Annotated in this window: 17 protein-coding genes and 1 pseudogene; 16 read left to right on the top strand and 2 right to left on the bottom strand. The window is 60.7% G+C overall.

Going from position 1 to position 20604, the window contains the following annotated elements; translation table 11 throughout:
* Positions 1–10: 10 nt before the first annotated feature.
* The 10 genes from EOC94_RS17240 (at position 11) to EOC94_RS17285 (ending at position 13182) form a co-directional block, all read left to right on the top strand.
* Complete coding sequence (locus EOC94_RS17240) at positions 11–1168, top strand: YcaO-like family protein (protein ID WP_164897531.1); 1158 nt, start codon at positions 11–13, stop codon at positions 1166–1168.
* 4 nt (positions 1169–1172) lie between these two features.
* The gene (locus EOC94_RS17245; RefSeq protein WP_185928261.1) at positions 1173–1901 is read left to right on the top strand and encodes a TfuA-like protein; all 729 of its coding nucleotides are present in this window, start codon (positions 1173–1175) and stop codon (positions 1899–1901) included.
* A gap of 151 nt (positions 1902–2052) precedes the next feature.
* Positions 2053–3165 carry a hypothetical protein gene (locus tag EOC94_RS17250; protein ID WP_245457954.1) on the top strand — a complete coding sequence of 371 codons (1113 nt, stop codon included), beginning with the start codon at positions 2053–2055 and terminating at the stop codon, positions 3163–3165.
* A 29-nt stretch (positions 3166–3194) separates the two neighbouring features.
* Positions 3195–3887, top strand: a complete 693-nt coding sequence (locus tag EOC94_RS17255) for a hypothetical protein (RefSeq protein WP_126105389.1) — start codon at positions 3195–3197, stop codon at positions 3885–3887.
* Positions 3888–4859: 972 nt separating this feature from the next.
* Positions 4860–5969, top strand: coding sequence for an efflux RND transporter periplasmic adaptor subunit (locus EOC94_RS17260; protein ID WP_245465592.1), 1110 nt, complete (start codon positions 4860–4862; stop codon positions 5967–5969).
* Complete coding sequence (locus tag EOC94_RS17265) at positions 5966–9148, top strand: multidrug efflux RND transporter permease subunit (RefSeq protein ID WP_127292043.1); 3183 nt, start codon at positions 5966–5968, stop codon at positions 9146–9148. Before EOC94_RS17260 ends, EOC94_RS17265 begins: the two co-directional genes overlap by 4 nt.
* A 683-nt stretch (positions 9149–9831) precedes the next feature.
* Entirely contained in the window at positions 9832–10800 is a 969-nt protein-coding gene (locus tag EOC94_RS17270; RefSeq protein ID WP_127292046.1) for a helix-turn-helix domain-containing protein, read from the top strand.
* 147 nt (positions 10801–10947) lie between these two features.
* Positions 10948–12465 (top strand): aldehyde dehydrogenase, encoded by a 1518-nt coding sequence (adh, locus tag EOC94_RS17275; RefSeq protein WP_127292049.1) that lies wholly within the window; start codon positions 10948–10950, stop codon positions 12463–12465.
* A 66-nt stretch (positions 12466–12531) separates the two neighbouring features.
* Complete coding sequence (locus tag EOC94_RS17280; RefSeq protein ID WP_127292052.1) at positions 12532–12870, top strand: DUF779 domain-containing protein; 339 nt, start codon at positions 12532–12534, stop codon at positions 12868–12870.
* 96 nt (positions 12871–12966) lie between these two features.
* On the top strand, positions 12967–13182 hold the full coding sequence (locus EOC94_RS17285; protein ID WP_127292055.1) for a DUF1858 domain-containing protein: 216 nt from the start codon (positions 12967–12969) through the stop codon (positions 13180–13182).
* On the opposite strand, the gene EOC94_RS17290 is transcribed toward EOC94_RS17285, so the two are convergent.
* Positions 13179–13883, bottom strand: coding sequence for a Crp/Fnr family transcriptional regulator (locus tag EOC94_RS17290; protein ID WP_127292176.1), 705 nt, complete (start codon positions 13881–13883; stop codon positions 13179–13181). The genes EOC94_RS17285 and EOC94_RS17290 overlap by 4 nt on opposite strands.
* A gap of 225 nt (positions 13884–14108) precedes the next feature.
* On the opposite strand from EOC94_RS17290, the pseudogene EOC94_RS17295 reads away from it, so the two are divergent.
* The 6 genes and pseudogenes from EOC94_RS17295 to EOC94_RS17320 all read left to right on the top strand — a co-directional run bounded on the left by EOC94_RS17295 (position 14109) and on the right by EOC94_RS17320 (position 19224).
* Positions 14109–15310, top strand: a pseudogene (locus EOC94_RS17295) (NnrS family protein).
* Between the two features lie 143 nt (positions 15311–15453).
* Positions 15454–15900 carry a pseudoazurin gene (locus tag EOC94_RS17300; RefSeq protein ID WP_095488977.1) on the top strand — a complete coding sequence of 149 codons (447 nt, stop codon included), beginning with the start codon at positions 15454–15456 and terminating at the stop codon, positions 15898–15900.
* Between the two features lie 300 nt (positions 15901–16200).
* The gene (gene nirK / locus EOC94_RS17305) at positions 16201–17304 is read left to right on the top strand and encodes a copper-containing nitrite reductase (RefSeq protein ID WP_095489237.1); all 1104 of its coding nucleotides are present in this window, start codon (positions 16201–16203) and stop codon (positions 17302–17304) included.
* 72 nt (positions 17305–17376) lie between these two features.
* Positions 17377–18249, top strand: coding sequence for an SUMF1/EgtB/PvdO family nonheme iron enzyme (locus tag EOC94_RS17310; protein ID WP_095488976.1), 873 nt, complete (start codon positions 17377–17379; stop codon positions 18247–18249).
* Between the two features lie 21 nt (positions 18250–18270).
* Positions 18271–18783, top strand: coding sequence for a group III truncated hemoglobin (locus EOC94_RS17315; RefSeq protein ID WP_245465593.1), 513 nt, complete (start codon positions 18271–18273; stop codon positions 18781–18783).
* A 9-nt stretch (positions 18784–18792) separates the two neighbouring features.
* A complete protein-coding gene (locus EOC94_RS17320; RefSeq protein WP_126105382.1) occupies positions 18793–19224 on the top strand; it encodes a potassium channel family protein in 432 nt (143 codons plus the stop codon).
* Positions 19225–19236: 12 nt separating this feature from the next.
* Here the strand turns inward: EOC94_RS17320 and hemN are convergent, their stop codons facing one another.
* Positions 19237–20586, bottom strand: a complete 1350-nt coding sequence (gene hemN / locus EOC94_RS17325) for an oxygen-independent coproporphyrinogen III oxidase (protein WP_127292058.1) — start codon at positions 20584–20586, stop codon at positions 19237–19239.
* Positions 20587–20604 lie beyond the last annotated feature (18 nt).

Raw genomic sequence — 20604 nt, forward strand, 5'->3', positions numbered from 1 at the left:
GGGAGCCTCCATGCTGGAACGATACGAGCGCTCGGGTCCTCCGCCGCGCGAAGCACTCATGCGGCTAATGACGATGCGCGAGCTCTTGGGCATCACACGGATTGCAGACATCACAGGTCTCGACGTGCTCGACATACCCGTGGTTCAGGCGGTCAGGCCTTTCTCCCTTTTAAATTCCGTTTCGCAAGGCAAGGGGCCGACCAGAACCGAAGCTGCGGTATCGGCCATTCTCGAGGCCGCAGAGTCCTACTTTGCCGAGCGCTTGGCGCACTACGACCCCATCGCGGCCTCCGCAGACTCCCTGAATATTCCTCCTGAAAGATTCGAAGCCCATCTCCAGCCAGGTGTCGACCCGGGCTGGCGCAGCAGGGAGATAGCTTGGATTCATGCCGAGAATATCCTCAAGGGTGGTCTGCAGGATTGGGTCCCATTCGAGCTTGTACACACTGCCTACGTGTTCCCGCCGCGGCCCCACGAGGAAATCTTCGCTTCATCGACGTCCGGCCTGGCGGCCTCCTTCGAGGAAACGGACTCTATTCTGCACGGGATAATGGAATGCATCGAGCGCGACGCACTCACGCGGGCGGAGCGAATCCATGGCTTTTTCCAGCGCCGTCGAATTGACCCGAGAACGATCGACGATCCGACAGTTGCGAGCCTTCTCGAAAGCCTGGAAGCCAAAGGCCTGCTGGTCGGGCTTTGGCACGCCCCCTCACCGCTGGGACTACCGGTGATCTGGTGCCATCTCATGGAGGATCGGCCGCCGGAAACTGCAATTCTTCACCATCCGGCAGAGGGCTCGGCTGCAGGTTTCGATGCCGCGTCCGCGATCGTTCACGCAATCTACGAGGCGGCGCAGTCGCGACTGACGGCGATCTCCGGCGCCCGTGATGACCTGACGCGCGCGTCCTATCCAAAATATCCCGACTGGCAAAAAATTGCGGCGCACCGACGCCTCCTGTCCGACGGCCCTCGCGACGTACATTTCCATGCGATTGCCGGGCAGAATTACACCAGCGCCGGAAATAGGATGTCCGCTCTTCTCGCACAGATCGAGGGCGCAGGAATCGATACAGTGTACATGATTCAGCTCGATACGAGACCGCTCGGCGACCTGTCAGTCGTAAGGATCGTCATACCGGCCTTAACGCCGCTGTTGCATGGCTAGGCAAATGCGTCCCAAGCTGGTCTTTGCCGGTCCCACCCTGTCACAGGGCGAAGTGCTGGAAGTGGTGGAGGCGATCTGCCTTCCGCCGGCTGTGCAGGGTTCGATCATTGCGGCCGTGCAGCATTTTGATCCGAGTGCGATAGTCATCATCGACGGCGGCTTTCAGTCGGAGCCGGCGGTCCGGCACAAGGAAATCCTTTGGGCAATAGCGAAAGGTGTTCCGGTAATAGGCGCGGCGAGCATGGGGGCTCTTCGCGCTGCCGAACTCTTTCCATACATGCAGGGAGTGGGGCTCATCTACCGGTGGTATCGTCGTTTTGCGTTTGCGCCTGACGATGCAGTGGCCGTGCTGCACGGACCATGGGGGGTAAACTCCGCGCCCATAACCCACGCGCTGATCGATCTTCGCATGACTGTTCGCAGGGCCTGCCGTCGAGGCATCATTTCGGCTGAATACAGAACCAGCCTGGAGCGCGCCGCGCGAGCTCTCAATTTTCGCGAGCGCACGCTCGCCCGCATGGTCGGTGACGCCTTGTCATGCGAAGGTGATCTCGTTGTCGAGAAATATCAGGAGATCCTCGCCGCAGCTTTCGTTCAGCAAAAGAAGCAGGATGCGCGTGATGCACTCCGGCTATTGGATCGCGGTTTATTCAAGGAGCCTGCACCCCTGCCAGATTTCCAATTGACGGCGGCTTTCTTTAAGGATCTCGACGAAGCCGGGTTAGAGATTTGAAAGCATCAGGGCGAGAATTCTCAATCTCAATTTACAATACGTAAGATTTTGCTAATGTATTAAAATGAGAGGGGCTGAGCTACTAGGAACGCTCGATCGATCCAACGATGAAAGTCGCTCCGTCGGCACGCGCTTCCTGCTATTTCCGCAGGTGCCCCACCTTGCCAATTACGGCACACCCGAGACCGTCTGGATATCGACCCCGCCGGGCCGGTTACGCCCCGGTCCGGAGGACCATCGCATCTATGTCCGCGATCCGCTCCTCGACAAGGAACCTTACGAGTATCCCTATCTGCCGCCCTTCGTTGGCGAGGTCTTCCCGTCGGCGGAACCCGCCTACGACGGTCACTTCGACCGGATTTCATTGAATTCACGTCAGTTCCTGGCGGCACACGCCTTCGGGGCAGTCAGCCGGGTCCTGGACATCTGGGAAAGCTACCTTGGGCGGCCGATTACCTGGTACTTCGCCGAAACCTATGAGCGGCTGGAGATCATTCCGTGGGTCGACTGGAACAACGCCCAGTCTGGCTACGGTTATCTGGAGCTCGGCGTGGACAGGGCGCCCGACGGTCGAAATTATCCCTATGCCCTCAACTTCGATACGATTGCGCATGAGGTCGGCCACGCGATTCTGTTTTCCCTTTTTGGAGTGCCGGCAAATGGCTTGAAGACCGGCGACTTCGCGTCGTTCCATGAGGCGAGCGCCGACATAACGTCGCTTCTGTCCTTCCTGCATTTCGACAGCGGTCTCGACCGGCTGCTCCGCCACAGCAACGGCAACCTCCTCGTCCTGAACGAACTCAACCGCATCGCCGAACTGATCGGTGACCGGCAGATTCGCCTCGCCAGCAATTCGCGCCGCATGTCTGAAGTCTCCGACGAAATCCATGACAGGTCGCGGCCTTTCACGGGGGCGGTATTCGATACGATCGTAGACACTTACCACGCAAATCTCGTGGGTGATGGACTAGCCGACGAGCGGCTTCTCGATATCGACATCAGGGATATCGACGAGGCCGCCATGCAGCTCATCTCGGATTTCACAGCGCTGGCCTTCCGTGCAAGGCCGTTCCTGTTCAAGAGCGCGCTCACCCGCGCGCGGGACGACGTGGCGCTGGCTCTCGCACGGGCCTGGTCCGGCCTCGATGCGGACGATCTGACATTTGAGAATGCCGCGATGGCCATTGCCGAAGCCGGCAGCCGCATCGCGCCAGCGCTGGGCGCTAAGTTCGAGGAAAACTTCAGGTGGCGAGAAATTTCATGAACTGAATTGTCAAAGCGAGGAGGACTGACATGAGTGACGACTATCACCGTCCGACACTGACATTCCCCAACGGTGCATACAATGCAACGCAGGTCAGGCTCTACGGAATTGAGGCGGAAATTGGTATTTCCATTCCCGGACAGGCCAGCGAAATCTCGAACACCAACATTTATGTCCAAACAGCACATGACGTTAGCGCCGACGAACGGGAAGTCAACGCAGCGAAAGAAGTACTTAAGAAAGCCACATCGAATAAGGTCCGCCGCGGCATAATGCTCGGCCAAGGCAACTTGCCTAGTATACCGATAAGAGCCAGCTTCAGTATTAAATTGGATATAAAGGAATTTGGCACAGCCGTTGTGACTGTGACTGCACAAACATATATGCTGGGCAGCAAGCCAGAGAAAGAGCTTTCTTGCGGGTTGATTGTCGGCTACGCCTACGAAGGTCATACATTTGACCTGCCAAAACCCAAGATAATGCTAGTGAATAAATTCCCGGAATTGGAGATTCCAAAGGATGACTCCGACTACAAATTGAAAGAAGATGCAGGTTATGCTGTCTGGATCGTTGACAAACTCGACCAATGCGTGGAGATTGAAATTAACCAAGGCTTTGTCGAACAGCTTGTTCTGGAGGCCAACCTTCCGGGCAAGCGCTCACCGACCATGTATGCTGCGAGGCAGGCGCTCGGGCACCGCAGTGGCAGGCTGACTGAGTAGTGATAGATCCTGCTACTTCGCGGCCCGTCGAGGGGTTGTGTCAGCCGGCCCGAGCTTGGTGCAGTCGGAAACGATAACCTCGCGGAGCTTGGGGCGTCGAGCTGGCTGCGGCGCTGCACAATCGAACTCGGGGCTTGGCTCGGTTCGGGTCGCTTCGCTGCAATTGTAGCAGGCGACGGGTCCGTTTTTCGGCAGGTGAAACCGGCAAAATACGTCGGAGGCGAGATCCCAAGCCCATGGCGAAAGCCGCCCGGCAGTGTGCGCACAACCATCGGAAGATCGCCAGCACCGTCGCTGGAGCACTGCACGTCACGGACATGATCGCGCCTCGGTGTCCACGACGGTGCCACGACCGCCATAGCGTTCCTCCTTTGCCGCGAGCCGTGCGGTTCCCAGCCCGGAGAGGGACGTGTTTTGCGGGGTCATCGGTCATCGGTATCATGTCATCACAAGCACCCAAGGGCAGGCGAGCGGCGCAAGTTGTCTCGGCAACCGGACATTCATTCCGGCAGCAAGCAAAGTCGGCAATGGGTCAAAAAACCCGCCTATTCGCACGTCGTTGCCTCCGATCACCGCACGCACTGCATGGAGGTCTTTCGAAGCCAGAATTCTTGAGTTAGGTCTGCGTCCAGTGCTTTCGACGAGAAGGAGAAAAAGGCTCAACCAGTCCTCCCGACAGAACCGCCGCACGTCGGGATGCGCAATGGCTTGTCAGATACGCTTTAGCTCGAGCGCATGGCGATGCTTACGCAGTGCGGATAAACGCAGGCTGTCGGTTGTGGCGGTCAGTTCAAAAAGATTGATTTGTGCGGTACACCCGCTGCCTAGATGTTATGGCTTCGCATGAAGGGCCGATTACGAGGGGTAACCATGGTTCACACTGCACGCCTCCGACACGATTCTCTGGCCGCCCCCTCCAGCAGAAACGTCCCTGCAAAATGGCTCGCCGCCGCGGCCTTCGCGGCGATTGGCTTGCTCGCGACCCCGGCCGCACAGGCGCAGGAAGCGCCTCCCGCGCCCGTCGTCACGGTAGCCAAGCCGGTGGTGCGCGATATCGTCGAGGACGATGAGTTCGTCGGCCGTTTCGAAGCCGTCGACCAGGTTTCGCTGCGCTCCCGCGTCGGCGGCTATCTCGACCAGGTCCATTTCCAGGACGGTACGCTGGTCAAGCGGGGCGACCTCCTGTTCACCATCGACCAGCGGCCGTTCAAGGCGGCGCTGAACCAGGCGCAGGCGCAGGTCGACTCGGCCAAGACCCTGGTCGAATTCAGCAAGATGCAGTTCGAGCGCGCCGAGACCCTGTCGCGCGAAGGCAACATACCGGTTTCGACACTGGACGACCGCCGCCGCGAATATCTCGCCGCCCAAGCGCAACTGGACGGCGCGGAGGCGGCACTTGAAAACGCAAGTCTCGATCTCGAATTCACCGAGATCAAGGCGCCGTTTTCCGGCCGGGTCAACCGCCGGCTCGTCTCGCCGGGCAATCTGGTGCAGGCCGACCAGACCGTGCTGACCACCATCGTCTCGATCGACCCGATCGACTTCTATTTCGACATCGATGAGCGGTCCTACTTCGCTTATGCGCGCGACGCCCGCGAGCGCGGCGGCGTCATGCAGGAGGGCGCCGGCGGCGTCGATGTTGTCGTCCGTGTCGCCGACCGTGATGAAGCGACGTTCAAGGGCAAGCTCGACTTCGCCGAGAACCGTCTGGACGAAGCTACCGGCACGATGCGGGTCAGGGCGCGCTTCGACAACAAGGACGGCGTGCTGCAGCCGGGCATGTTCGGCCGCATCAACGTGCCCGCCTCGCTGCCGCATCCGGGCGTGCTTCTGCCTGACGATGCGATCGGCGCCGACCAGAACCGCCGCATCGTCTTCGTTGTCGACGAGGCAGGCCTGATCTCGGCCAAGCCGGTGCGCACCGGCCCGCGCATTGACGGCTATCGCGTTATCCGCGAGGGCCTCACCGGCGAAGAGACCGTGGTAATCAACGGGCTGGTGCGAGTGCGGCCGGGCGTCACCGTCAAGTCCGAGATGACCACGTTGCCGCCCAAGGTTGAAGCCGAAGGGCAGACGCAATGAACTTCGCCCATTTCTTCGTCAACCGCCCGATCTTCGCGGTGGTGCTGTCGATCGTGCTCGTGCTCGTCGGCGGCATCGCCTATACGCAGCTTCCGGTCGCGCAATATCCCGAAATCGCGCCACCGACCATCGTGGTGCGCGCCTCCTATCCGGGCGCCGACGCCGAGACGGTCGCCGCGACCGTGGCGACGCCGATCGAACAGGAAATCAACGGCGTCGAGCACATGCTCTACATGTCGTCGTATTCCTCCGGCGAAGGCTCGATGTCGCTCACCATCACCTTCCGCCCCGGCACCGATCTCGACGCGGCGCAGGTGCTGGTCCAGAACCGCGTCTCGATCGCCGAAGCGCGCCTGCCGGAAGAGGTGCGCCGGCTCGGCATCACCACGGCGAAAAGTTCGCCCGACCTGATGATGGTCATTCATATGCTGTCGCCCGACGACACATATGATCAGCTCTACGTCTCGAATTATGCGCGTTCGCGCGTGCGCGACGTCCTGCTGAGACTGGACGGCGTCGGCGACGTGCAGATCTTCGGCGAGCGCGAATATTCGCTGCGCGTCTGGCTCGACCCGGAAAAGCTGTCCGCCTACGGCATGACCGCAGGCGACGTAGTCCAGGCGCTGCGCGACCAGAATGTCCAGGTGTCGGGTGGCTCGATCGGCGCGCCGCCGATTGGCGACGGCTCGGCCTTCCAGTATACGGTCACCACGCAAGGGCGCTTCGAAGACGCGCGCGACTTCCGCTACGTCATAGTCAAGTCGACCGAGGACGGCCGCTTGATCTCCCTGCAGGATGTGGCGCGCATAGAGCTCGGCGCCAGGGACTACGTCACCAATTCCTATCTCAACAACAAGGCGGCGGTGGCGCTCGGCATCTTCCAGCGGCCGGGCACCAATGCCTTGGCCTCGGCGGAAGAAATCCAGGAGACCATCGCGGCGCTTTCGGAGGATTTCCCGAAGGGGCTGGCCTACGAGATCATCTACAATCCGACCGAGTTCATCGCTGAATCTATCAACGAGGTCTATGTCACCATCGCCGAGGCGATCCTGCTGGTGGTGATCGTCATCATCGTGTTCCTGCAGTCGTGGCGCATGGCGATCGTGCCGATCGTGGCGATACCGGTCTCGCTGATCGGCACGCTTGCCGTGCTGCTCGCCTTCGGCTTCTCGCTCAACATGCTCACTCTGTTCGGGCTGGTGCTGGCGGTCGGCATCGTTGTCGACGACGCCATCGTGGTTGTGGAAAATATCGAGCGGAACATCCGGCTGGGGCTCGCCCCGCGCGCCGCTGCGCACAAGACCATGGATGAAGTGGGAAACGCGGTCCTCGCGATCTCGCTGGTGCTGATCTCCGTCTTCGTTCCGGCGGCTTTCATTCCCGGGATTTCCGGCCAGTTCTACCTGCAGTTCGCCATCACCATCGCGGTCTCCACCGCGATCTCCGCATTCAACTCGCTGACGCTTTCGCCGGCTCTCGCTGGCGTCCTTTTCAAGCCGCACACCGAGGAACATTCGAACTTCTTCCTGGCAAGGTTCGGCCGCGCTCTGGCGAACGGGTTCAACAACGGGTTCGACAGGATGGCGGACGGCTATGCGTGGCTGGTGCACAGACTGGTCGGCACGACTCTGGCGCTTGCCGCCATGCTGCTCGTCTTCGCAGGACTGCTCTACGCGACCTATCACATGCTGCAGACGGTGCCGCGTGGCTTCATCCCGAACATGGACCAGGGTTATGCGATCGTCGTCGTGCAATTGCCGGAGGGCTCTTCGCTCGCCCGAACGGACGCAATCATCCAGAAGGCGTCGGATATCATCCGCGAGACGCCGGGTGTCGCCAATGCCGTCGCCTTCGCAGGATTCAACGGCGCGACATTCACCAACGCCAGCAATTCCGGCGTGATCTTCGCGCCATTCAAGAGCTTCGAGGAACGGCTCGAGAGCGGCGATACTTCCGACAAGATCATCGGCACGCTGTTTGGCAGCCTGCAAAGCATCCAGGAGGCCTTCATCATCGCGCTGCCGCCGCCGCCAGTGCGGGGCATCGGCAACTCCGGCGGTTTCAAGATGATGCTCCAGGAGCGCAACAGCGCCGACATGCGGCCGATTCTGGCGCTGGCCAACGAAATCGCCGGCAAGGCCAACCAGACGCCCGGGTTGATGGGCGTCTTCACCACCTTCTCGGCCTCCAGCCCGCAATTCTTCCTGGCGATCGACCGCGACAAGGCGCGCATGCTGAACGTGCCGATCCCCAACATCTTCGAGACGCTGTCGATCAATCTAGGCACGGCCTACGTCAACGATTTCAATGCTTTCGGTCGCGTCTACCAGGTGCGGGCGCAAGCCGACCAGGCTTTCCGCATCGATCGCGACGGCATATTGAAGCTGAAGGTGCGCTCGGCGGCCGGCGACCTGGTGCCGCTCGGCACACTGGTCGAGATCCGCGACGTCACCGGTCCCTCGCTCGTCCAACGCTACAACATGTATGTCTCCGTGCCGCTTCAGGGCAATGCAGCGCCGGGTGTCGCCACGGGCACGGCGCTCGACCTGATGGAGGGGATCGCAGCCGAATCGCTGCCGCAGGGCACTTCCTTCGAATGGACTGAACTCGCCTTCCAGGAGCGGCAGACCGGCAACACGGCGGTGTTCATCTTCGGCCTGTCGGTTCTGTTCGTCTTTCTGGTGCTCGCCGCGCTATACGAAAGCTGGATTACGCCATTCGCGATCGTGCTTATCGTCCCGCTCAGCGTGCTGGCCGCCCTCTTGGGCGTCGCCTTCCGCGGTCTCGACAACAACATCCTCGTGCAGATCGGGCTGATCGTGCTCATCGGCCTGGCGGCGAAGAACGCGATCCTGATCGTCGAGTTCGCGCGCCAAGGTGAGGAGCGTGGCCTTGACGCCGTCGAGGCGGCTGTCGAGGCCTGCCGGCTGCGGCTGCGGCCGATCCTGATGACGGCATTCGCCTTCATCCTGGGCGTGGTGCCGCTAGTGATCGCCAGCGGGCCTGGCGCGGAAATGCGCCAATCGCTCGGCACGGCCGTGTTCTCCGGCATGCTGGGCGTGACATTGTTCGGCCTCTTCCTGACGCCGGTCTTCTACGTTGCTCTGCGCAGGACATTCCGGCGCAGGCGGCCTGAAGCCGGCCCGACCTTGGCTTCCGAGAGCGGCGCAGCCGAGTAGACGCCGAGCCGATGAGGCGCCGGGTTCAGACTGAAGCCGGACCGGCGGGTTCCCGAATCTCGCGGAGGGATGGATCGGCGATCCATCCCTCGAGCGGATCGAGATGTTCCGGCGCACCGTACGCTCGCTTCGCATCGTCCACGCCCAAGCCGTCTGGATCGCGCAGAAAAGCGCATCGAGCCGATCGCCGCTGGGGTCGTCGGCCGGCCGACGAACAGGAGCGAAAATAGAGGATAGAAACAGGCACAAGATCGCTTCTCCTGCACTTGGATCGTGGTCAAGTGTTGCCAACTACCCGGCGCTAGCCCGCGGAAATGTCGCTGCTATTCTGAGACGGGGGAAAAACCCGGAAATCGAGCAGACTGAATGGTGGGCCCGGAAGATGCATTAAAGCCGTTGATTTCATTGACTTTTTCGTGGGCCAAAATCAAAAAGCTTCCCGTATTGTTCCGCACGGTCCCGCGGCTGGTCATGGTCGTTCCTCTTTGCTCTCGATCAATGAATGCCCAATTCGTGCTGGTAGGCTTTGGGGGCACCGGCGAGGAACGACTATCGATTGGCCAAAATCACTAACTGCCAGGAGAACATAGAGGATTTACCCCATCTGGTTCTTCTGTCGAATTGACAACGCGGTGATTGAAATCGGAACCTGGTGCGACAAGAAGCGGGGATGGGAGGATAGCATGGGCGAGGATCTATCCGGTCATCATGCCGATCGCATTCAGGCCGCGATCGCTTCGGATGCCGCTGCGAAGTCGGCGCTGGTCGCCTCTTGGCGACGGTCTTCCAGTTTGCATCGGCTCGATCCGACCGATTGCAGCCCGCCACGCTATCTGACAGAGGCGGAATTGGGAGAGGCCCGGCAATGCATCGAACCACTCGTCCGAGCCGCCCAATCGAGTCTGGACCGGCTCTATCTCGCGGTGGGCGGCGTCGGATGCTGCGTCCTGCTCGCCGATCGTAACGGCGTGCCCGTCGAACGGCGCGGCGCGCCTGTGGATGACGAGACGTTTCATTCCTGGGGTTTGTGGACCGGCTCCGTCTGGAACGAAGAGTGCCAGGGCACCAACGGGATCGGCACCTGTCTGGTTGAACAGCGCACGCTGACGATCCATCGCGACCAGCATTTTCACACGCGCAACACAGGGCTGAGCTGCACCACTGCTCCGATCTACGATCATGAGGGAGATCTTGTAGCCGCGCTTGACGTCTCCTCGTGCCGGGCCGATCTGACCGAAGCCTTCGCAAACCTTATTTCAGTGGCCGTGGTCGACGCGGTGCGTCGGATCGAGGCAGAGAACTTTAGGATGGCGTTTCCCAAGGCGCGAATTCTTTTGGCGCCAGTGACCGACAAAGGCTCCGGCGCGCTGATCGCCGTCGATGCGGACGACCTTGTAGTTGGTGCGACCCGGTCGGCTCGCCTGGCGCTTGGAATTACCCAACATTGTCTCGACAAGCCGATGCCCGCCGCCGACCTGCTCGGTTGGGCCGAGAGCGGCCCCGAAGTTCTCGCCGAGGCCGAGCGCGGCGTACTTCAGCGGGCGCTCGCGCGCGCTGACGGAAATGTCTCGGCCGCGGCTCAGGCGCTTGGCATCAGCCGCGCGACGCTTCACCGCAAGCTCAACCGCCTGGATGTCCACCGGTCTCACTGACCTTTTCGAATCCCAGCCTGACTGTCGCAATTCTGCGACACATCCCGCCCGGCCACTGTCCTCGGCACGGTGACAATAGCGGCGGAAATCGCAAGTCTCTCTTCCGAAGCGTCGCATCCCGCGACGTCAGCTTTGGGAGGAAGACACATGAACAAGGTTGAATTCTCACGCTCGGTCAAGGCGCCCTTCGACAAGCGTTACGGCAACTTCATCGGCGGCAAATGGGCCGAGCCGCGCTCCGGCCGCTACTTCGAAAACTACTCGCCGGTGAACGGTCAGTTGCTGTGCGAAGTGGCGCGTTCGGATGCGCAGGACATCGAGGCGGCGCTTGACGCGGCCCATGCCGCCAAGGACGCCTGGGCACGCACCAGCGTTGCCGAGCGGTCGCTCATGCTCAACCGCATCGCCGACCGCATGGAGGAAAACCTCGATCTCCTCGCTCGCGCCGAAACCTGGGATAACGGCAAGCCGATCCGCGAGACGACCGCGGCTGACCTGCCTTTGGCCATCGACCATTTCCGCTATTTCGCTGGCGCCTTGCGTGGCCAGGAAGGCAGCCTTTCCCAGATCGACGACGATACCGTCGCCTATCATTTCCATGAGCCGCTCGGCGTGGTCGGCCAGATCATCCCCTGGAACTTCCCGCTGCTGATGGCATGCTGGAAACTTGCTCCCGCGCTTGCCGCCGGAAACTGCGTCGTGCTGAAGCCTGCCGAGCAGACCCCGGCCGCCATCTTGCTCTGGGCCGATCTTGTCGGCGATCTGCTGCCGCCGGGCGTGCTCAATATCGTCAACGGCTTCGGCCTCGAGGCCGGCAAGCCCCTCGCATCGTCGCCGCGCATTGCTAAGATCGCCTTTACCGGCGAGACCACGACCGGCCGGCTGATCATGCAATATGCCAGCCAGAACCTGATCCCCGTCACGCTTGAACTGGGCGGCAAGTCGCCCAACATCTTCTTTAGGGATGTCGTCGCCGAGGACGACGATTTCTTCGACAAGGCGATCGAAGGCTTCGTCATGTTCGCGCTGAACCAGGGCGAAGTCTGCACTTGCCCAAGCCGCGCGCTCATTCACGAATCGATCTATGACACTTTCATGGAACGTGCGCTGAAGCGCGTCGAGGCGATCGTGCAGGGCGATCCGCTCGATCCGGCGACGATGATTGGTGCCCAGGCCTCGTCCGAACAGCTGGAAAAGATCCTGTCCTACATCGACATCGGCCGCCAGGAAGGAGCCGAGGTTTTGACCGGCGGCGCCCGCAATGTGCTGCCCGGCGATTTGGCGGGCGGCTACTACGTCAAGCCGACGGTGTTCAAGGGCCACAACAAGATGCGAATCTTCCAGGAGGAGATTTTCGGGCCGGTGGTTTCGGTCACGACTTTCAAGGACGACGACGAAGCGCTGGTGATAGCCAACGATACGCTCTACGGCCTCGGCGCCGGCGTCTGGACGCGCGACAGCAACCGTGCCTATCGCTTCGGCCGCGCGATCCAGGCTGGTCGCGTCTGGACGAATTGTTACCACGCCTATCCCGCACATGCAGCTTTCGGCGGCTACAAGCAGTCCGGCATCGGCCGCGAGACCCACAAGATGATGCTCGACCACTATCAGCAGACCAAGAACATGCTGGTCAGCTATAGCCCGAAGAAGCTCGGCTTCTTCTGATCACCTCTTTGGCTCACAGGCGCGGCTCCGCTGGGGCCGCGCCACAAGCTGGAAATCGAAGAAGCCATGCATGCGAAGGTCACGGCAACGCCGGCAGCGCTTGAACTGATTGCGGAGATCGTTGCCGAGCACGGTCCGGTGCTGTTCCATCAATCCGGCGGCTGCTGCGACGGTTCTTCGCCGATGTGCTATCCGCGTGCCGGCTTCATCGTCAGCGACCATGATGTGCGGCTCGGTCACATCGGCGAAACGCCGTTCTACATCGGTGCGTCGCAATTCGAGGCCTGGAAACATACCGACCTCATTATCGACGTGGTGCCTGGCCGCGGCGGCATGTTCTCGCTGGACAACGGGCGGGAGAAGCGGTTCCTGACGCGGTCGACGATCTGCGCCGTTCAACCGTGATGAGGGTGCATCGGCCTGCTTCCTCTTTGTCTCAGCGCAACCAGCATCCCGCGAAGCGGATGCAATATGTCCGCTTCCAAAGCGCGGACAAGCAGCATGAAACGCAAATTCAGCGACGATGCGACGATGGACGAAATCATGAGTAGGTCGCCGGCGGCCATCCGGGTCGTGCTCCAGCACGGCATGCTTTGCGTCGGCTGCCCGATTGCTTCGTTTCACACAGTTTCCGACGCGGCACGGGAGCACGATCTGAGTGAAGAAGAACTCCGTTGCGACCTGCTGGCGGTGACGAACGCCGGCGACCCGGATTAGCCTTTTTCTTCACGGCCCTCCGCGATTAGAAGGAGTCGGTGAGGTTCGACCACGGTCACCCGCTGGCGTCCGCTTTTGACCAATCCCTGGTCTTCCCATGCCGAGAGCAGCCGGCTCACCGTATGGAGCGTTGTTCCCGTCATCTCGGCAATGTCCTGACGTGAGATGGGGAAGTCGATCAGGATGCCTTCCTCGGTCTTTTTGCCCGTCTGCTTGATCAGCTTGAGCAGCGCATGGGCGACGCGCTGATCCACCTGCTCGGTGGACATCTCGATGACGCGCGTATGGGCATCCTGCAGCCTGCTGCCCACGGCCTTGTAGGTGTTGGCGCTGAAGCTGGGGAAATCGGCGGCGAATGCCGGCCACAGGCGGCTCGGCCAGGCAAGAACTACGCAATCGACGGCAGTTATCGCATTTGCCGGATAAGTGGTGCGGCCAAGCGCATGGGCGATGCCCATCAACTCGCCTGGACTTATGTATCGCACCGTCACCTCGTGGCCGTCAGGCGTCGATTTCACGACGCGCACATGTCCGTCGAGCAGCAGGAAAAACGAATGTGCTTCCTGCTCCTGCTGGAACACCGGCTGGTCCTTGGCAATCCTCTGTGACCGGGCCTGGCCGACAATACGGTCGAGATCCGCGGCGGCTATGCCTTCAAAGACAGACAACCCGGCAATCAGCGAGCGATCGAGGCTACCCAACTCCGTTCCTCCCGACTTGACCACGGCAACGCATCCAGGTCGCCTGGTCGGAGAATGTCTCATGGGCGACCGATGGGCGGCAAGAGGCGCGCGCCTTTCCTGAAATTCCCGATCTTGTTTGCGCAGCGGCAAATTCCGTCTGCCAGGCCAGGATAGAACGACCGAAGTGGCAGCCGTCGACATGACCTGTCACGTCCGCCCGTAGCTTTCATTTCAGGGGATATCATGGCAATTCCACGCACGCGGCCAAGCGCCTATCCGGCAGTTCTCTCTTACGGTTTCCGGCCATTTTTTCTCCTCGGTTCCCTGCAGGCCGGCGCAGCTATCCTGTTCTGGCTGCCTTTGTTCTACGGCAAGCTCGAAGCCTCCAGCTTCTTCTCGCCCGTGGACTGGCATATCCACGAGTTGCTGTTTGGTTATCTGGCGGCTGTTGTGACGGGTTTCCTGCTAACTGCAATCCCGAACTGGACCGGACGTCTTCCCGTGCAGGGCCCTCCCCTGCTGGCGCTCGCATTGCTTTGGTGCGCGGGACGGTTCGTCGTCTTCTTTTCGGCGGAGACAGGCTGGTTGCTCGGCGCCGTCATAGACTGCGCCTTTCTTCTCGCGGTTGTCGCCGCCGTCGCAACAGAAATCATCGCCGGCCGAAACTGGCGAAACCTCAAGGTCCTTCTGCCTGTGACGGTGCTTCTGGCAGCGAATATGACGTTTCATGCCGAGGCGCACTATCAAGGCGTGTCCGACATCGGCCGCCGCCTCGGTCTTGGCGCAGCGGTGGTCCTCATCATGATCATAGGTGGCCGCATTATTCCCTCCTTCACCCGCAATTGGCTGGCGCGCGAGAGACCGGGACGGCTTCCGGTCCCGTTCGGCAGGTTCGACGTGGGAGCGATTACGCTCTCAGCAGCGGGATTGATGGCCTGGGCCTTTCTTCCAGACAGTGCTGGCACCGGGGCAATGCTGATCTTGGGGGCGATTCTCAATACCATCGGCTTGCCCGGTGGGCCGGAGACCGAGCGCTGCGCGATCCTCTGGTGCTGATCCTGCATGTCGCGTTCGCCTTCGTGCCGATCGGCCTCCTGATTGCCGGCCTCGCTGTCTTCGTGCCCGAGAAAGTGCCCGCAGTAGCCGGCATTCATGCGTTCGGCGTCGGAGCGGTGGCCTGCATGACGCTCGCCGTCATGACCCGCGCCACGCTCGGACACACAGGTCGCGAACTGCGGGCAAGCATCGGCACTTGTGTGATCTTTGTCGCGATCGCGCTTGCGGCCCTCTTTCGCATCGGTGCTGCATTCTCACCGGCGCAAGCGATGCTTCTGCACATTTCGGCGGCGCTATGGGTCGCATCCTTCATCGGCTACGCGGGCCTATTCGGCGGGATGCTCATTCGACCACGTTTGCAAGTGAGGCAGCCGAGAACCGCCGTTTGAAGGCCGACCGGCTCCTTAGACCAGGCAGCTCTCTCCCATGCACATTTCGCATGCCAATTTGCGCCAGCGCAAATTTCCAAGTCTCTCGGTCACGTAGAAGAGCGCAACGGTTGATGCCGTGATGAACAAAGAAAGGATCCCCCATGAAATTGCCACTGATCGCCGCGGCCATCGCCCTGCTCTCCATCGCCGGTGCGGCAAATGCCGAAGAACATGTCGTGCAGATGCTGAACAAGGGAGAGAAGGGCTCAATGGTCTACCAGCCTGCCTTTGTTCGGGCGGCGCCTGGAGACACGATCAAGTTCGTGCCGACCGACAAGTCCCACAACGCCGAAAGCATCAAGGGCATGATCCCGGACGGAGCTGAAGCTTTCAAGGGCAAGCCCAACGCGGAAATTGCCGTGACCGTGACCCAGGAGGGGGTCTATGGCGTGAAGTGCGCTCCACACTACGGCATGGGCATGGTCGCACTGATCGTGGTCGGTAAGCCTATCAACCTGGCAGCAGCGGAAGCCGTCAAGCAGGTCGGAAAAGCCAAACCAGTATTCGCCGAACTGTTCGCCGAAGTGACCAAGACCGCCTCTAACTAACCTTTTTCACAGATCCCCTCCGGTTCGGCGGCCGGGGGAAGGCCGGGTGGACCAGGGGAGAGGTCCAGCCCGGCCTATTTCATTCCCGATTTCATGCAGCAGAGCCGATGCCCTCCGATCTGATGGGAGTTGCCCTCTCTCAGGCGCGGCTTCCCATCCGGTTCGGCGTCCACGTTGGTACATGCAGTCTCCAAAACACAGAAAATTGCATCAACGTTTTGGATTTGCGTTAGCGCAAAGACTTGGCCGGAGCCGAGACTATTCTGACGACATCGAATGGCCGAAACCAAGGAGATGGAAATGCTTACGAGACGCGAAGCTTTGTTGGGTTCTGTTCTTACCGCAGCCGCGGTCGCCACTGTTGGTGCAATGCCGGCCGTGGCAAGCGCCAAGGATGTCGCCGGGCTGCCCCGTGAAAAGGTAACCATGGTCCCGCCGCCGTTCGTCCATGCTCATGATCAGGTCGCCAAGGGCGGTCCAAAGGTCGTCGAATTCATCATGACGATCGAGGAAAAGCCGGTGGTTATCGACGCCGACGGCACGCAGCTCAATGCAATGACCTACAACGGCTCGATTCCCGGTCCTCTGATGGTCGTGCATGAAGGCGACTATCTCGAGCTCACGCTCGTCAACCCCGACACCAGCACCCTCGCCCACAACATCGATTTCCACGCCGCTACCGGCGCGCTTGGCGGTGGCGAATTGACGCTGGTCAATCCGGGCGAGCAGGTCACGCTGCGCTTCAAGGCGACCCGGAGTGGAACGTTCGTCTACCACTGCGCACCCGGCGGCGCGATGATCCCATGGCACGTGGTGTCGGGCATGAGCGGGGCGGTGATGGTGCTGCCGCGCGACGGCCTCAAGGACGACAAGGGCAGGCCGGTCCGCTACGACCGCATCTATTACGTCGGCGAGAACGATTTCTACATCCCGCGCGACGAGCAAGGGCAATTCAAGAAGTACGAGTCGGCCGGCGACAATTACGAAGAAACCATGAGGGTCATGCGCGGGCTGATCCCGACGCATGTCGTGTTCAACGGCAAGGCCGGTTCCTTGACCGGGGACAATGCCATGAAGGCAAAGGTCGGCGAAACGATATTGATCGTTCATTCGCAGGCGAACCGCGACACGCGTCCGCACCTGATCGGCGGGCATGGCGACTTTGTCTGGGAACAGGGCAAGTTCGCCAACCCTCCCGCGAAAGACCTGGAAACCTGGTTCATTCGTGGCGGATCGGCCGGCGCGGCGCTCTACACGTTCCTGCAGCCAGGCATCTACGCCTATGTGAACCATAATTTGATCGAGGCAGTCGAACTCGGCGCGACCGCGCACTTTACCGTCGAGGGAAACTGGGACGACGATCTGATGATGCAGGTCGAACCGCCCAAGGCGATCGCCTCGTAGACGGGAGATCCGATCCTCAGTGCAACCCGGCGGCGGAGCCAAAGGGTTGTACTCGCAGCCGGACTTGATGCCATGTCCTTCGACCCTGTCTTCACCTTCGGGACAATTGCGGCTGCCACACTGATCAGCATGGGCATAGCCCATACGTTCGGCGAGAGTCCCCTGAAGTTCTCCCAACCGGTCGCCGTAAGCGAACTGGTGGTCCTGGGACCCGGCTCGTTTGAGCACCCACAGGCTGGGGAATTCCTCAAGGAGAACCATCCTGTCGCAGCGCCCGTCGTGCAAACCTCCATCGACGCGCCACTGGAAATCATGAAATACCAAGTCAGTGTATCGGAATATGGACGTTGTGTGGCGGACGGCGCCTGCAAGCCAGCAGACGCACGCAATGTCGGACACCTTCCGGTCACCGGTGTGAGCTATCTCGATGCCGAAGCCTACGCGAGGTGGTTCTCGGCGCGGACAGGAGGGACATGGCGGTTGCCGACAGACGTGGAGTGGGCCTATGCGGCCAGTGAACGGTTCCGAGGTGACATTGAGGGCGGCGAAAGCGACCCGAACAACCCGGCGCGCCGGTGGCTGACACAGTATCGCCTGGAGGCCTCGCTCGGACGGAAACCTGATCCAGAGCCGAGGGCTCAAGGGTCCTTCGGTACCAATTCAAAAGGCCTAGCGGATATTGCGGGAAACGTCTGGGAATGGACCTCGACATGTTATTCCCACGCCACGATAGATATTGATGGTAAGCGGACCGCGAGTTCGATCGACAATTGCGGCGTGCACGTCGTTGAGGGGTTCCACCGCACCTATATGTCGAACTTCATCCGGGACGGAAAGAGCGGCGGTTGCGCAGTCGGCACGCCGCCCGACAATCTGGGTTTCCGGCTTGTCCGCGACCAGCCCAGTCTCGTGCAGGTTGCCCTTCGACGCCTGGGCTTCTCCTGACAGCATAAACAAGAGTGCATGATGACATTGAAATCAGCTTTGGATCGGGCGCGCCCGATCGCGGAACAGCCTCTGAACCATACTGGCGTCGATCGAAAGTCTGTCGGAAAACTGGTCCGCGAATTCTACGCAAAAGTCAGAAGCGACGAGCGTCTGGGGCCGATTTTCGCGCGCGAGATCACCGGCGACCGGGAGCCCCATCTCGAGAAAATGACGGACTTCTGGTGTTCCGTCATCCTCAAGAGCGGCGATTATCACGGACGCCCGGTGCCGGCGCACCTCAAACTCAAGGACGTTACCGAGGCCGATTTCGAGATCTGGCAGGGCCTGTTCGGCCAGACGGCGGCTGAACTCTTCGCTCCGGAGCTGGCGGCGGTGTTTGTCGACCGAGCCGAGCGGATCGCGACAAGCCTGAAGCTGGCGATGTTCTTTCGTCCCGCTCCCGCCGAGACCGTCTGTGGCGAACAGGCTGGCCTCGGCGAAACTCGGCCGGTTTTGATTTCGCGCAAGGAATGCACCCCGAGAGATTCCTAATTTCGTCGCATGGCACTCAATCTCTTCGTCGGCACGATCGTCATAAGCATGACGGTCCTGATTCATACCTTCGGTCTGATCGCCGTTACCCATGCGATGGGGCACCTGGTGGCACGGTTTCGCATGCACGGTCGCCGCAGCCGTATAGTCGCGATGATCAGTGTAGTGATGGGGCTGTTTGCCATCATAACCACTGAGGTTTGGCTATGGGCAGGGCTCTATCGATTGCTCGATATCTTTGCCGACTTCGAAACCGCACTGTATTTCTCGACCATTACCTTTTCGACGGTCGGCTATGGCGATGTCGTACCCGCTCACGGGTGGCGCGTGCTGGCGGCGCTCGAGGGGGTGAACGGGTTTCTGCTCATTGGCTGGTCGACCGCCTATCTGATCGCGGCTGGCACCCGAATCGGCCCATTCAAGACCGGGGAGCATTTCTGATCAGGTCGGTGCTCAGACTGCCACCGAATGCTTGGCTTTACCGGTTTCGAAATATTTGTCGAACCTGGCCGCTATACTGCGAACAAAGGGACGATTTTCCACCGGCACTACGAAACTGTCGCCATTCAGTTCCAGCAACCGAGCAGGATCACGAAGGGCGACGGAACTCGCCTGGAGCAGAAGCTTCTGGCCGATTTCGCCGAAGCGTTCGACCAGATCGATCGCCGAGAAGGCGAAATCGCACATCAGCCTTTCGATAATCCAGCCGCGCACGCGGTCATCTTCCGACAACTCGATGCCGCGCACGGCAGCCAGACCTCCCTGCTCCACCATGCGTCCGTATTCGGCGGTCGCCGGCATGTTCTGTGCATAGCCCTGGCGGAACTGGCTGATCGATGAAGGACCAAGCCCGATCAGTGTCTCACAGCGATCCTCGGTATAGCCCTGGAAGTTCCGGTGCAAGGTTCCGGTCCGTGCCGCAACGGCCAGCGCATCACCGGATCTGGCGAAATGATCGAACCCCACGGGTTGATACCCTGCCTTCAGCATAAGGCCAGCGGCAATTTGCGATTGAGCGAAGCGTTCGACCGAATTCGGCAGCCACGCTTCGTCGATCATCGTCTGGTGCTTCTTGAACCAGGGCACATGCGCATAGCCGAAAAGCGCCATCCTGTCCGGCTCCAGAGTCAGCGCCTGCGCCACGGTGGAGGAGACGCTGTCCCGGGTCTGATGCGGCAAGCCGTAGAGCAGGTCGAGATTGACTGATTCGACGCCGCGCGAACGAACGCCCTCGACAACCGCTTTGGTCTGCAGAAAGCTCTGCTCGCGGTTGATCGCCTTCTGCACCTTAAGATCGAAATCCTGGACGCCGAGGCTCGCCCGCGTCATGCCGATTTCGGCGAGTGCACCGAGGCGAGCATCGTCCATATCGTTGGGTTCGATTTCGACACTGATCTTGGCGCCGGGAAGAAACTCGAAACTGTTGCGCAGGACGGTTCCCAGCGCCACCATATCCTCGGGTTTGAGCATCGTCGGCGAGCCACCGCCGAAATGGACGGCACCCACCCGGCCCTTGCCTCCGACAAGACTGGCGACGGTAGCTATTTCAGCGTGCAGTGAGCGCAGATACGTGGTCACCGGTTCGTAATGGCGTGTCTGCTTGGTGTGGCACGCACAGAACCAACAAAGCTTGTCGCAGTAGGGGATGTGCAGGTACAGCGAGATCTCGCAGCCATCATCGAGCCCCTGCAGCCAACCACGATAGACGGCAGCATCAACGCCTGAATGAAAATGCGGCGCGGTCGGGTAACTGGTGTAGCGGGGGACATTCTCGCCAAGTCTGGCAGCCATTTCCGGTCGCATGTCGCCTTCCATCATCCT

It is taken from the genome of Mesorhizobium sp. M6A.T.Ce.TU.016.01.1.1 (genome assembly GCF_003997065.1).
Taxonomy (GTDB): Bacteria; Pseudomonadota; Alphaproteobacteria; order Rhizobiales; family Rhizobiaceae; genus Mesorhizobium; species Mesorhizobium mediterraneum.

What these genes read in the sequence shown, in the direction of transcription:
- EOC94_RS17240 (WP_164897531.1), top strand. Translation starts at nt 11, where the DNA reads ATGCTGGAACGATACGAGCGCTCGGGTCCTCCGCCGCGCGAAGCACTC.
- EOC94_RS17245 (WP_185928261.1), top strand. Translation starts at nt 1,173, where the DNA reads ATGCGTCCCAAGCTGGTCTTTGCCGGTCCCACCCTGTCACAGGGCGAA.
- EOC94_RS17255 (WP_126105389.1), top strand. Translation starts at nt 3,195, where the DNA reads ATGAGTGACGACTATCACCGTCCGACACTGACATTCCCCAACGGTGCA.
- EOC94_RS17265 (WP_127292043.1), top strand. Translation starts at nt 5,966, where the DNA reads ATGAACTTCGCCCATTTCTTCGTCAACCGCCCGATCTTCGCGGTGGTG.
- EOC94_RS17270 (WP_127292046.1), top strand. Translation starts at nt 9,832, where the DNA reads ATGGGCGAGGATCTATCCGGTCATCATGCCGATCGCATTCAGGCCGCG.
- adh (WP_127292049.1), top strand. Translation starts at nt 10,948, where the DNA reads ATGAACAAGGTTGAATTCTCACGCTCGGTCAAGGCGCCCTTCGACAAG.
- EOC94_RS17280 (WP_127292052.1), top strand. Translation starts at nt 12,532, where the DNA reads ATGCATGCGAAGGTCACGGCAACGCCGGCAGCGCTTGAACTGATTGCG.
- EOC94_RS17285 (WP_127292055.1), top strand. Translation starts at nt 12,967, where the DNA reads ATGAAACGCAAATTCAGCGACGATGCGACGATGGACGAAATCATGAGT.
- EOC94_RS17300 (WP_095488977.1), top strand. Translation starts at nt 15,454, where the DNA reads ATGAAATTGCCACTGATCGCCGCGGCCATCGCCCTGCTCTCCATCGCC.
- nirK (WP_095489237.1), top strand. Translation starts at nt 16,201, where the DNA reads ATGCTTACGAGACGCGAAGCTTTGTTGGGTTCTGTTCTTACCGCAGCC.
- EOC94_RS17310 (WP_095488976.1), top strand. Translation starts at nt 17,377, where the DNA reads ATGTCCTTCGACCCTGTCTTCACCTTCGGGACAATTGCGGCTGCCACA.
- EOC94_RS17315 (WP_245465593.1), top strand. Translation starts at nt 18,271, where the DNA reads ATGACATTGAAATCAGCTTTGGATCGGGCGCGCCCGATCGCGGAACAG.
- EOC94_RS17320 (WP_126105382.1), top strand. Translation starts at nt 18,793, where the DNA reads ATGGCACTCAATCTCTTCGTCGGCACGATCGTCATAAGCATGACGGTC.
- hemN (WP_127292058.1), bottom strand. Translation starts at nt 20,586, where the DNA reads ATGCGACCGGAAATGGCTGCCAGACTTGGCGAGAATGTCCCCCGCTAC.